The organism is Novipirellula galeiformis, assembly GCF_007860095.1.
Taxonomy (GTDB): domain Bacteria; phylum Planctomycetota; class Planctomycetia; order Pirellulales; family Pirellulaceae; genus Novipirellula; species Novipirellula galeiformis.
The window spans coordinates 1,110,046-1,123,109 of sequence record NZ_SJPT01000001.1; the positions used below are offsets into that span (position 1 = coordinate 1,110,046).

9 protein-coding genes are annotated in these 13,064 nt (G+C 56.7%); 4 read left to right on the top strand and 5 right to left on the bottom strand.

From position 1 onward, the window contains the following. Positions 1–587: 587 nt before the first annotated feature. Positions 588–2,414 carry a GGDEF domain-containing protein gene (locus Pla52o_RS04005; protein ID WP_197168980.1) on the bottom strand — a complete coding sequence of 609 codons (1,827 nt, stop codon included), beginning with the start codon at positions 2,412–2,414 and terminating at the stop codon, positions 588–590. Positions 2,415–3,028: 614 nt separating this feature from the next. On the opposite strand from Pla52o_RS04005, the gene Pla52o_RS04010 reads away from it, so the two are divergent. After that, positions 3,029–3,253, top strand: a complete 225-nt coding sequence (locus tag Pla52o_RS04010; protein ID WP_146593252.1) for a BON domain-containing protein — start codon at positions 3,029–3,031, stop codon at positions 3,251–3,253. A gap of 312 nt (positions 3,254–3,565) precedes the next feature. On the opposite strand, the gene Pla52o_RS04015 is transcribed toward Pla52o_RS04010, so the two are convergent. The 3 genes from Pla52o_RS04015 to Pla52o_RS04025 form a co-directional block, all read right to left on the bottom strand. Continuing rightward, positions 3,566–4,828, bottom strand: coding sequence for a DEAD/DEAH box helicase (locus Pla52o_RS04015; protein WP_146593253.1), 1,263 nt, complete (start codon positions 4,826–4,828; stop codon positions 3,566–3,568). Between the two features lie 43 nt (positions 4,829–4,871). Further along, a complete protein-coding gene (locus Pla52o_RS04020) occupies positions 4,872–6,200 on the bottom strand; it encodes an ABC transporter permease (protein ID WP_146593254.1) in 1,329 nt (442 codons plus the stop codon). Positions 6,201–6,352: 152 nt separating this feature from the next. Continuing rightward, the gene (locus Pla52o_RS04025) at positions 6,353–7,939 is read right to left on the bottom strand and encodes a sugar ABC transporter ATP-binding protein (protein WP_146593255.1); all 1,587 of its coding nucleotides are present in this window, start codon (positions 7,937–7,939) and stop codon (positions 6,353–6,355) included. Between the two features lie 352 nt (positions 7,940–8,291). On the opposite strand from Pla52o_RS04025, the gene Pla52o_RS04030 reads away from it, so the two are divergent. Further along, the gene (locus Pla52o_RS04030) at positions 8,292–9,782 is read left to right on the top strand and encodes a sensor histidine kinase (protein ID WP_146593256.1); all 1,491 of its coding nucleotides are present in this window, start codon (positions 8,292–8,294) and stop codon (positions 9,780–9,782) included. Positions 9,783–10,018: 236 nt separating this feature from the next. Here the strand turns inward: Pla52o_RS04030 and Pla52o_RS04035 are convergent, their stop codons facing one another. Further along, positions 10,019–11,494: a hypothetical protein gene (locus Pla52o_RS04035; RefSeq protein WP_146593257.1), complete on the bottom strand. Its 1,476-nt coding sequence runs from the start codon at positions 11,492–11,494 to the stop codon at positions 10,019–10,021. Positions 11,495–11,856: 362 nt separating this feature from the next. Here Pla52o_RS04035 and Pla52o_RS04040 point away from each other — a divergent pair, with 362 nt between their 5' ends. Continuing rightward, positions 11,857–12,327: a type II secretion system protein GspG gene (locus tag Pla52o_RS04040; protein ID WP_146593258.1), complete on the top strand. Its 471-nt coding sequence runs from the start codon at positions 11,857–11,859 to the stop codon at positions 12,325–12,327. A gap of 16 nt (positions 12,328–12,343) precedes the next feature. Continuing rightward, a complete protein-coding gene (locus Pla52o_RS04045; RefSeq protein ID WP_146593259.1) occupies positions 12,344–12,979 on the top strand; it encodes a prepilin-type cleavage/methylation domain-containing protein in 636 nt (211 codons plus the stop codon). Positions 12,980–13,064 lie beyond the last annotated feature (85 nt).

Below are 13,064 nucleotides of genomic sequence, written 5' to 3' on the forward strand. Positions count from 1 at the left end.
GCGATTGAGAGGCCAATCGTGAATTGAAAACGAAGTGTTGGGGATGAGGCGACCATCGCAATGCGAAAGCGGCAAGCAACCTCGGTAACTTGTGTTTGATCGATCGCCCTCGTAATCTCAAGCCAGTAGCCGTTTGGCGAGCGTAACTGCTTTTTCCTCAAGCAAGCCACTGAGAGGGACGTGATCAAGCGTCCATTGGGAGAGGTGGGCAGCTAAACTTGTATTGAGCTAATCAATTCAATTTAGCGCCGACCTTCATAACGCTCACAAATATAACTCCGGATTTCGGGAAGTCAATAGCTGCTGTGAGTTGGCGGCCGGTTGGGAAAACCCGGGGGGAATGGGAGGCCTTGGTCGGATGGCTGCCGATTGTGGAGTTCGTGGGAAATGATCGCGGGGAATCACGCGGTAGCCGGCCCCGAAGTTTTTATGTGACGGTGCTCCAAGTTTGTCCCCACTTGGGGCGATTTCGTGTTTCAGAAGGCGAGGAATTCGGGCGGCACGCCTTCCAGCCGTTGACGCGGCGTAATGTCAGACGGCGGAGAGACTGTGTCAGACGGCGGAGAGACCGCTCCTTAGGCAGCCGGTCAACTTCCCGATGCGACGACCTGAGGAGGCGAACTCGGCTCCGCTTTGAGCGGCAAACCGGACGGGGGCGGTGCCGCGGAGTTCGGGGCCGCTGCGATCGCGGGTGATTTCGTTTTCGCTGCGCTGGTCGCTTGGTCGGGGACGTTGGACGCGGGGACAGCGGACTCGGGGACAGCGGACTCGGGGACAGCGGACTCGGGGACAGCGGACTCGGGGACAGCGGACTCGGGGACAGCGGACTCGGTAGTCTGCTTCAGATCCGACTCGGGGGAGGTCGCATTGTCGCGGTTGGCAGGTGCGGGCGAGACAGGTGCGGGCGAGACAGGTGCGGGCGAGACAGGTGCGGGCGAGACAGGTGCGGGCGAGACAGGTGCGGGCGAGACAGGTGCGGGCGTTCGCGCAATCGCCTCGTCGAGTGTTTCGTCTGGTTCGACCGCGATCACGGAAATATCGAGCTTCGATGACTCGTGGGTGCTTGGCTCTCCGAATTGCAGCGATTCCGCCGAGGAGCGGATTTGTTTGACTTTTTCCTGCGCCGTGTCGTCATTGATTCCAGGCATGCAAACCAGCAGGGTCGAGTCGTCCTCGGCTCCGATGCGATCGACGCTTCGCATCGTTGCGCGGACAATTTGAAGCAGCGTGCGCATGGAGCCGGCTGCGGGAGCCCCGCTGACGTGTAGCTGCATGACCTGGGTCGGCAAGCCAATCGATTTGGATCGTTCCTGAAGTTCGGCAAACGAGCCGGTCAATGCCGCACGGTCCGGCAAGCTTGAGAACGCCCCGTGGTTAGGGCGGGCGGCTGGCACCCGCGGTTGCGGTTTGGGGGCGGCCGTTTGGTTGGCGGGAGGGATGGCTACGGTGGGCAAGGCTTCATCGATATCGGGAATCGATGATGGTTCATCGCCAAGGGTGATCAATTCGGGTGTGTTCACGTCCATCCAATGCCCGCAATTTCGTCCTTGATTCTTAGAGTGGTACATCGCCGAGTCTGCTCTCTCGATCCACTGTTCAATCGATTCGGCCTCGAGTGGTTCGGCCAGTCCAATGCTGGCGGTGACGGCAAGTTGTTTACCCTCGAATTCAACGAGGTGTTGTCCGATTGCGGCACGCGCCGATTCGACAATCTGTTTGGATTCCTCGACCGTGTATCCATCGATAATCGCGGCGAATTCTTCGCCACCAAAACGGGCGACGATACCGTAGGACTTCAAGCGTGCGTGCAGCATGTTGGCGACCACTTTGAGCACTTCGTCACCGGCGCGATGGCCGTGTTCGTCGTTGAATTTCTTAAAGTGGTCGACGTCAAGCAGCATCAGCGTGCCCGCGCGCCCAGGGCCGAGTGCATGGCGTCGCGCCAAGTGCTCGTCAAACGCTCCGCGGTTGGAAACGCGGGTCAAGGCGTCGGTCTGGGCCCTTCGTTCGGCAGATTCAAGTTGGTCGGCTTGTTCCGAGATGCGGCTTTGTGCCGTCTGCAGCTTGCTTTGCATGGTTTGATTTGCGTCGATCAAGCGATTGACGACCTCACCCAGTTCGTCGGCCGAAAAGGAGGTTTCCGACGATAACGCATCGCTGACCGCCTGGACGCTGCTTTGATGTAAGTCCACATCCATTGCCATCGTGATGGCATATTCACGGAGTCGGTCCGCTGCAGCGGCAAGCCGCTCGTATTCCCCTTTGACATGGTCGAGTTCCGACCGGTCAATCATCGATCTGTCGTCGTTTAGGTCGGCGGGGTCCACGCCCCAGCCAATCGCATGCATGATCCATCCGCAAACGAGTCCGACGCCGGCGCAGCTAAGTGCGATCGCTAAATCGAGAAACATCATCAGGGCCATTCGTAACGCGGATGCAAGTCATTGGACCGCTTCGTCCAATTGGTGGGGCCGAGGCGGAGTCGAATTTTCCGGTCCGAACACGCGGTCCCCCATGGGGTATAGGTCGTGTTGCCGCTGCGCTGCGTTTTCATGCCGCAACGCGAACGCCTTTTTCAACCACCTTCGAGCGTCGTGATGCGGTTGCAATGGTTGTGAGGGCTGGCGGGGGAATGCACTTGAGTTTCGTCGCCGAGACTTGCGGCATCGGGCAACGGCATCGGGCAATGCAGCTTCGCAACTTGACTCCTTTTTTCGGATTTCCGATTGTGATAGCAAACCACGTTAATCTTGGGTTGTCGGCAAACCTTTAGAGAATCCGTCTCGATTCACATAGGCAAAAATCTGGAAATGTGTGATATTTGAGTGAACTCCCATCGCTCATCAAAAATTCGCTTGCTGAACTCACTTGAAGTGTTTGTCAGTTAGTAAATGCGGGCATGACGCATGCTTGCACGAATTGGCGCTGATGTCGCAATCGATTGCGATGGTACGGGTTCAGATCCATCGGCTGATATCACTCGACATTGGATGTTTGCCGTCTTCGCGACATCTTCAGGGAGAAGACTATGATTCAGAGACCTTGTCATCAGAACATTGCCACCGCTGCGAATGCGATTCTTGCGAAAAGCTCAGTTGCAGAGTTGCGTCGGTTGCGCGTCGATGAGAGCGCCAGCGAATTGAAGCTAAGCGGACGGGTGCGCAGTTTCTATCACAAGCAACTCGCACAAGAGACCGTGCGCATCGTGGCCGGTGCGTTACGTGTGAACAACACGGTTCATGTTAGCGGTTGATTCCGCTGGGAAGGGGGCCGAGAAACGCCCTGGCCTTCCCTTGCTCGCGGTGCGTCACCCAGGTGATCTTTTCTAGCACGCGGCCCTTTCGAGCATGCCTTTCTTTAAACCACTCAGCAAATCGCTGGGATCAACCAGCCGCTTGGCGAGCGCCGCGGCTTCCTGGGGCGAGCTCCACGATGTCTCTCGTTGAGCTTCGCGTCTCTCGTTGAGCTTCGCGTCTCTCGTTGAGCTTCGCGATGTTCTGGGTTGAGCTCCGCAGGCGATTGCCACGCGGAGCATGAACGCGTTTCGATCGGTTTTACCCGCGAATTAGCGTCGTCGACGGGTGACTTTCCGATGCATCGGATTTAGCTTCTGAGCCGGCTTCTTTACCGCCTCTTGGGCTGCGGGGGCCGCGACCACCGTCGCCGGTGGATCGAGACCTTCAAAGTGGTCCCGTTTTAATTGCTTGTTGATCCGTTGTTCGATGCTCGTCAGGTTGTCGCCTTCGCCTGGGACGACGAAGGTGAAGGCAATCCCGTCACGCCCCATTCGCCCGGTGCGTCCCACCCGATGGACATAATCGTCGCAGTCTTGTGGCATGTCGTAGTTGATGATGTGCGAAATCGTGCTGATGTCGATTCCGCGACCGACCACATCGGTGGCGACTAAGATTTGCAGTTTGTCGTCACGCAATTGCTGTAAAACGCGATCGCGTTCACGTTGGGCCAAGTCACCATGCATGCTGCCGCAGGCAGGGTACGTACGGCTCAATTGGCGATGAAGCCGATCGGTTCCCCGTTTGGTGCGACAGAAAATGATTGCTTGTTTCGGATTCTCGCGTTCGAGCAATCGCTCCAGCAGTTCGAGTTTCTTGTCGTGAGAAACGGTGAAATAGCGTTGTTCGATCGTGTCGACGGCGATGTCTTTGTCGCAGCAGTCAATGACGGCGGGTTCGTGCATGTAGGATTCCGCCAATTTGCGAACGGTCGGCGGAAGCGTCGCCGAGAGGAGTAGCGTTTGCCGGTCCTTGGAGCACTTTCGCAGAATGCGTTCGATTTGAGGGCGGAATCCGATGTCGAGCATGCGGTCGGCTTCATCCAAAACGACGCACCAAACATTATTGGTGCGAAGGGATCGTCGCTGCAGGTGATCGTGCAGTCGGCCTGGGGTGCCGACCACAATCTGGACACCGTTTTCAAGTTGCCGCAATTGCCGCTTGATATCTTTGCCCCCAGCCAGGACGGCGACTTCGGTGGGAACGCCATGAGCGAGCCGTTGCGTTTCCCGCCCGACCTGGTCGGCTAATTCTCGCGTTGGCACGATGATGATCGCTTGCGGATCTCGGCATTCTTCGAGCGGATCGAGCTGCTCAAGGATTGGGATCGCAAACGCGGCGGTTTTACCCGTGCCGGTGCGTGCCTGACCGATAACATCCTCGCCTTCCAAAGCCAGCGGGATTAATTGAGCCTGGATCGGACTTGGAGTTTCAAATCCAGCGTGTTTCAGGGCACGCCGCATCACAGGCGATAGATCGAGATCGTCAAATCGAGGGATCCCGGCAGTTTCTGACTCTTGTACCACGTAATTCATGGCGTAAGTGTATCGTGCGGGTTCGATTTGCACTACGCGGCTTTTATGCGGGTTTTTTTGCAGAAATGGAGGCTGCGGCAGTGGGGGTGTGTCTACGCAGCCGTCGCGAGGCTTGAAAACGGCGAATGATTTCATCGACCAAAACGCTTGTCAAAAGCGCGATGCCGATGATGACCATTTCCCATTCTTGAGGGATTTCCAGCACGACAATGGCTTTGTAGAGACAGCGCATCACGGCCGCCCCTGCAATCACGCCCAGAATGGCTCCGCGGCCCCCCCGCAGCGAACAACCGCCCAGCACTGCCGCCGCAATCGCGTAAAGTTCATAAAAAGAGCCGCTGGATCCCGGTTGAATCGAGTTCCATTCCAGCAGGAACAGGATTCCAGCGAGTCCCGCCAACACCGCGCTGACGACGTACGACAAGATGATCAGCCGGTCGCTCGCGACGCCGCTGTAAATTGCTGCCTGTTTGTTCTCGCCAGTAGCAAGCAAATGTCGCCCCCAGACGGTGCGATTGAGGAATATCCAAGCTACCAACGCGACGATCGCCAACAACACGCCGGTCACGGGAAAGTCGATCCAGACCAGTTCCGCCAACGAGTCGCGTTCCCCCGAGATCTTTCCAATCAGAGGCACCGGGATCTGGAATGCCTTGCCGGTGACGGTGGCCTTGAAATCCGACAATGCACTCAACAGCCCGACTTGGTCGTCGCCCGTCCAGACTCGAGCCATCCCGCGATAAATCAACAAACCGCACAGTGTCACCACAAACGGTTGCAAGTTCGCCCGCGTGATTAGGATTCCGTGGATGTATCCCAACAAGGCTGCGAATAAAAGCACGATGGCACAGGCGAGCAGAGGCGGTGTGTAGCGGATCTTGTCGATTTTTACCGCAAGCCCTGCTTGGATCGAGCGCAATGAGTCGTGCGTTTGGATCCAAACTTGATCCTCGACCTGGATGCTGCGATAGACATTGAGCGTGGATTCGCCTCGGTAGCTTTCATAAACCAAGCGATCACCGTCGCGCAACTCAGGCGGCGGGTCAACGAGTCGCAGCGAGGGTTTGTCCGAGGCCTCGGTAGGATCGTTTTGCACCGCAGCGATCGTGCTGGCAAAGTCGGTGCGTTCGTAACGAATGTGAATGACTTGAACCAACATCACGCCGCATAACGCGATCATCGAACCGATCGAGAGGTCGATGCCGCCAGTGATGATCACCATCGCCACGCCGATCGAGATCAACCCATAGAGGCTGGTGTCACGCACCAAGGTTTTCAGGTTCGCAGGCGCAACGAAGACACCATTGATACAGGAGGTGATGACAATGATTGCGATCAATAACGCAAAAATGCCAATGTTTTTAAAGTGCACGTTTCTGTTTCAACCTCGGACGGAAGCGTAAACTAAATCGGGGCATTGCCCTGGGGACTCCGCCCCTGCGACTTGCCGCGGCGACGCAGGAGAGGATCGGACGCTGTGAAATTGCGGACGCTGTGAAATTACGGACATCGAAATTGCGGACATCATCCCTGGGTGAGGCACTCTTCGGGACGGATCCCCACCGCCAAACGCATGATGGCTTCTTCGCTCATCTGTGGCCGCAATAGAGAGCCGCTGATCTTACCTTCGTGCATCACGATGACACGATCGGCTAATGCCAGCACTTCTTCCATTTCACTACTGACAAACAGGATTGCCATGCCCTGGTTGGCCAACGTTTCTAGCAGCCGATAGATTTCTTCCTTCGCCCCAACGTCGACGCCTCGGGTGGGTTCGTCGAGCAATAAAACTTTGGGGTGTTCGATCAACCATTTTCCCAACGCAATCTTTTGTTGGTTCCCGCCCGACAAATCGGCAATGGTGGTTGTTTGCGATGCGGTTTTGACTTGCAAACGATCGATCAGATCCGCAGTGACTTGTGTTTGCCAGCGGTTGCTTACCCAGGGGGCGCAATGGCAATCGGAGATCCCCACGATCGTCGCGTTTTCTCGAATCGAGGATTGGAGGAGTAGCCCCGTCCGCTTACGGTCTTCGGGCACGAACGCGAGTCCCGCCTTGATCGCCTCGCGAACATTGCCATTGGTAATGGAGACGCCCGCGACTTCGATTTGACCCTGTAGCGGAGGCAAGACACCGAAGATCGATTCCAGTAGTTCGCTTCGACCGGAGCCCATCAAGCCTGCGATGCCAACGATTTCACCGGCGCAAAGCGAAATGTCAACCGCTCCGCTGGCCGGAAATCGGCTTTCGAGCCCGCTGACCTTCAAGACGCTTGGGCCTGGCGTGACCGGAGAGCCTAGCGTGACCGGCGTTCGCTCGAACCTTTGGTCCAGCTCGCGGCCCACCATCCGCGAGACCATGGCGTCGTGATGGATTTGGTCGTTTTTAAGCGGGGCGTCTCGATCAAGCGTTCCTGCGTTCCGGCCATCGCGTAGGACTTCGACGCGATCGGCCAAGCGGGTGACTTCGCTGAGCCGATGCGAGATATAAATCACGCTTACGTTGGCGGCGCGAAGCGATTCAACGACTTCGAATAATCGTTCCGCTTCACGCGGGCTTAGGCTACTGGTCGGCTCATCCATGATCACGACCGAGGCATCGCTGGAAATGGCTTTAGCGACTTCGACCAATTGTCGCGACGCGGTCGACAAGGTCGCGACAGAGGTGCGTGGCGAAAGATCGAATCCGACACGGCGGAGCGCGAGTTCGGCCAGGGATTCCATTTTTTTTCGGTCCACGAAACCGAACCGGTTGGGTTCGCGGCCGAGAAAAATGTTTTCCGCGACAGACAAGTTTTCGTGCAGGTTCAATTCTTGGTGGATCAGCGACACGCCCGCCGAGATCGCTGCGGCCGTCGAGGAGAAGTGAACCGCTACGCCATCGAGCAGGATTTGCCCACGATCGGGCGCCTCGATCCCGGTGAAAATTTTCATCAACGTGCTTTTGCCAGCGCCGTTTTCGCCGATGACCGCAAGCGTTTCGCCCCCCATCACGTGCAACGATACCTCGTCCAACGCTAGTACGCCGGGAAACCGCTTAGAGACGTTGCGGACCGCCAGTCTCGGCGACGTTAAAGCCGTGCGTGAATTTGTAGCGGTTGGCTGGGGCATGATGCTTAGGTTGACAAGGGGATGGCTTAGTTTAGCCGTTGCCGAGAACCCAGGGGGGAGCCTTCGCGAGCTGAACCTAATTCTTTTCCCCCGCAGGATCGGCACAGCAGGCACGATAGGCGGTGCGATCGCAAGAGAAGGAAGGGTTTGCAGACAAAACGTGTGTTCGTCGTCAATGCGATGACGATCACGTGACGAGAGTGCAGTTGATATTGCCCAATTCACTGTACCGAGTTTGCCCCACCCCTTGAGACCTAGCTCGCTTTGCGAACGCGTAACGTGAGACCGTCTAACCTTGCCGCTTGCGCAGGCAGCGTCAGCGCGCTCGGACTTCCATCTGGAGAATGCACGGATGTCATCATCAGAAATTGCCCCTCATCGGCAGCAGAACCCACGTGATTTTTCCAGTCTCGTCGGTCATGCGGTTCAATCGCGTTCGCTGAACCGCGATTCACATCCCAATTTGGATGCTGGTTTTGAGAGCACGGTCAATGCGATCGTGCAAATGATGAGCGAAACGGCAAGCGATTTACGAACTCCGCTTGCTGCAGTGCGTCAAGCGATGCGAGGCATTGCCGATGGAGAGGGAGGGGCGATCAATGCCCGCCAATCGCAATCGCTGCGTGACGCAATGGATCAATGTGATTGCATGGACCAGATCGTGGGTGAAATGATGCAACTACAGCGATTGCGTGCTGGGTTGCCGAGGGTTCGCCGCAGTTGGGTTGCGGTCACCGAGATTCGTGATGCGGTGAATGAATCACTTCGTCCATGGTCGCTTCAAGGCCATGTCGATGTTTTATGGGACGGCGCCGACAATCCCCAGCTGTTAGTGTTTGCCGATCCCGACATGCTTCGTCGCTTGTTGGTGAATCTTGTCGCCAGCGCGATTCGGACGTCGCGAGAACAGGAAGCCATTCTGGTTCGTTTACAAGTGGCACCCTGTGGTGGTGCGGTCACGTGGTCGGTTGTCGATCGTGGTCAGGGCATTTCACAGCAGGAAATGAAGCAGATTGAATTTCACCCCAAAGCGTCGGCGGATGGCAATGGGCTGGGGCTAACGATCAGTCGTCAGTTGGCGACGCTGCATTTTTCAACGCTTCGCCTGCGGTCTCGACTCGGTTTCGGAACCGAGGTCAGCTTCCAGACTCCCGTCTCTGGACCAAAGTCGGTTGCGGAGTCTTGGGTTCGATGGCGTCAGCGTGGTGCGGTGATTCGACAACCGCTTCACGATCGATCGTCATCGGAATCGGTCTCAAGTCGAATCCAACGCCAAGTTCGCTTGGACCCGCCGATGTTGTCGGTGGAACTTGGGCACGATAACGCCCGGCCACGCATCGAGAATCTGGCCACCGTGAGGACGGTCTCGCTGGGCGCTGCGATGTCGCGGTCGACCGCCGACGAGTTCGACACAATGCTGCAAAACGAAGCCTGGTTGTTTGATCTCGTTTACCGCGTTGATACGCGTCGTTGGATCTGGTTGTTAGACTCCGATTCGGACGAGGCCATGCGTCGCTGCGAAGCGATTGCCGACGTGGCCCGTTTACGATTTGGCTCGGTGCGATTGGATTGGGGACAGCCCCATTTCATTGATCTTGCACACCGCGGTGCTGCGGTAAAGCTCAGTGACCTATTGGTCCGTGAGACGCTCCAGGCGTCGTCGCCCAGTACCGTTGCCGACGCAAATCAAGTTCGTTTGGGCACCGCACCGATCGAAAGTTCTCCGGTCGCAACGGAGCGACTCGATGAAGAACTCCGCCGTTTAAGTCAGCGTATTCGCCGGCAAAGTGAGGCGTTTCACCGTCAAGCCGAGAATTTGCGTCCGCAGCAACCGCCTCAGTAGCAAGCGGGTGTCCCGTTTAGGGTGCTGCTTGATCACCCGATTCGAACGCGAGCATCGATGCCAGTCGCGTGTTCGCAAACTCGCGTTCTTGATCCTTCACGCTGGAATGGCGTTGAGATTCGGAATGGCGGTGGGATTCGGATTTACCTTCTCTCGCTCGACCTTCTCTCGCTCGACCGTCGCTCAGGAAGGCCTGAGCTACCGAAGCCCTCCTGGGGGCGATCCCAACCGCTCGATCACGGAGGCAGGATGCGGTTTCCTTGTTGCATGCCTTCGGTTTGACGGCGGAAGATCTCGGGGAGATTGCTCGGATACCGTTGGGTTGCTCCGACCCCCGATTCCGGTGGAAAATCAGATCCGCGAGCCGCCGATCCCAAGGGGGTCGTCAACGTATCGTCGATCGTTTTCAGGTAGGATTGTAGCTTCCAAGCGGGAATGACCGAGACGCCTAACTCGCGTGCGAGTTGCTTGATCTTGCCGATCGCGACCACTTGTTCTTGGTTGACTTCCTCTCCGCCGATATTGTCATTCTCGTCGACCACCAGGAATCGAACGCTCGCGTCCAAGGTGCCTTCGACCACGCCGGTTGAGGAAATCTCGGCAACCACGGTCGCGCCGGCCGTGGTGATCATGCCCTTGATGGCTTCGTTATCGGGCCGTTGGTCCCCATCGATATCAATTTCACCTGCCAAGGCAATCTTCACTTTGCGGCCTGGAGCCCAGAACGGCGAGTAGATCAAATCGTTGGGAATGATCGGGTGGCGGATATCGGGGCGGGCAACCACACGTGCCTCGGCCAAGTGATCCGCCAAGATGCGAGTGACTTGAATGGTCGCTTTGACCTTCGCATCACTGAGACGTGTTTCATTGCCTCCGATGACGCCAAACGTCACCCCGGGGCGTAGGTCGTCGGCCGAGCCAAGATTAATGGTGACCGTTTCACCACGCACAAAACGAATATTGCCTTGCACGGTCTCGAATTGATCGCTGCGCAGTTTCACCAACTCGATCTTTTGAGTTCCGATCGTGTTTTGATGCTGACTGAGTTTACGTTCGAGCTTCGTTTTTTCTTCGTTCGTGGTCTGCCGATAACGCGTGAACTCCTGGACGGTTTTGGTCAAACTGTCGCGGGTGTCCTCTTTTTCTTTGTTGATTCGATCGCGGTCTTGGGCGAAGAGTTGACGCTCCTGGTCAAGTTTCTTTTGCACATCGTCGGCTCGTTGTTCGGCAACCTGTTGAGCTTTTTGAGCGATTTGGATGTCGCTTTCGGCTTGCGCCTTGATCTGTTCGACTTCTTTTAACAGTGTGTCGTACTGCTCGTTACGCGAACGAATCGTGTTCATCAGGAACTGTGGCACCTTGGGGTAACTCGGGCTTTCCGCATCGTCCCCGGAAAGCAGTGCCATGTCACGCACAAATTGCTGTTCGATCAGCTGCATTTCGGGATCGCCGCTGGCACTTTGCTTGAGCAGTTCGAGTTCCGCCTCGCTCATGCTGCCGACACCGAGCATCGATTTCATCAATCGCGCTTGGTCATCCTTTTGCTTCAATTCAGTGGTTCTCGACTGCAATTGGTCTTTCGCTTTGTCAGCTTCGATCGATTGCACGTTCGCCGATTGCCAAAAAAAGAAATTGAGCGCAGCGGAGAGAACCAAAAAGATGAGACAGGCAATTAAGCTGCCACGAATGACAGAATCGTCGCGTGCGGCCATGTTTTTCTTGTTTGGAGCAAGGGGAATGAAAAGGAGAAGCGAGCGGCAAGAGATCGCAACAACGGCTTGATGCAGCACGTCTGCACCCTAACAGCATATTTGCGCATTTACCGCATTCTACTATCGCGGGGCACAATTACGTATGAAAGACGTCGGTTTCGGGTACTTTTTCCAATTCTACGCATGTTGCGGGCAAATCGCTCTGAAAAAAATTCGAGAATAGAACGCCGCGGGACTCTCGCTTGCCTGCAAACACCGAATTTGCGCGGAACCTTTGCGGTTGGTCACGGTTAGTATATTGTTGACGATCCCATTGGAGTTCCCCCCCCCATTCCTTTCCCATTGAAGACACTGCAGTCCTGATGAATTGCCATTTGCAAACCTCGTTCGCTTGTATTCGTGGCCCCCGTCGTGGGGGTTCTGGCGTCCGCCTCTCTGGCCGCAGAAGGAAGGGCTTTACCCTGCTTGAGCTGTTGCTCGTGTTGTCGATCCTGGTCGTGATCGGCGGGATCGCGATCATGAATCTCGGTGGTGCCCAAGAAGATGCTTACCGCGACTCCACCACCACTCAGCTCAATTCGCTCAAGCAAGCGATCGAGCGTTATCGCATCAAATTGGGCTCGCTGCCTGAAACACTCGAATCGCTGAAGGACGGTCCCAGCGACGCGGCCAAGAAAGCGAAGTGGACTCGCCCGATTTTGGACGAAATCCCGAACGACGCCTGGGGAAATCCGTTGGTCTATTCGCTTAGCAGCGGAAAGTATGAAATCCGAAGTGCCGGCCCTGATGCCCAAGTCAACACGGATGATGACATCACGGCGGAAGGCTCCTAACACGGGAGACTTGTCTGTGGATCGTCGCACCGCCTTTACCCTGCTTGAATTGCTGCTTTCGATTTCCTTGATCGCGGCGATCGCGGCGGTGGTGATTCCGAATATTACATCGATGCTGGGGGACCAGCGTCTGTCGCGTGCCGCAGAGCAATTGCAAATCGAGATGACTCGTTTGCGAATTGATGCGATGCGGCAAGGACGCGTGTTGATGCTCGAGGCTACCGTCGATGCCAATACGTTGACGACGCGGCCCTTCTTTTCGATCAGCGATGCGGTGGAAACGGCCGATAGGGCCGGCGGGGTATCCAGTTTAATGCAGGGGGCCGATCAAGCATCCGCAGTCGTCATGCCGTTGCCCACCGATGCGGAGGTGGAAACCACGATCGAGTTGCCCGAGGCGGTGGTCATTGAATCGGTCCAGGTCGTTTCGTCGGCTCGATCGTTGACGCTCGCCCAGCAGGGAGGCGATCCCAGCGTGGGATCCGCTGGTTCGCAACCAACGCAAGCGGTGTGGTTCTATCCCGATGGAACCACTAGCACCGCAGCCATCGTGTTGATTCATCCCGAAGTGGGACGCATCACGGTTCAACTTCGCGGGATCACCGGAGAGGTGACCGTGGGAGACATGACGGTGGCGGAGGGAATACGATGAGTCGATCTTTGAGTCGATCTTCCGGGCGCTCGGACGCACCTGGGCGCTCGGACGTACCCGGGCACTCGGACGCACCTGGGCGCTC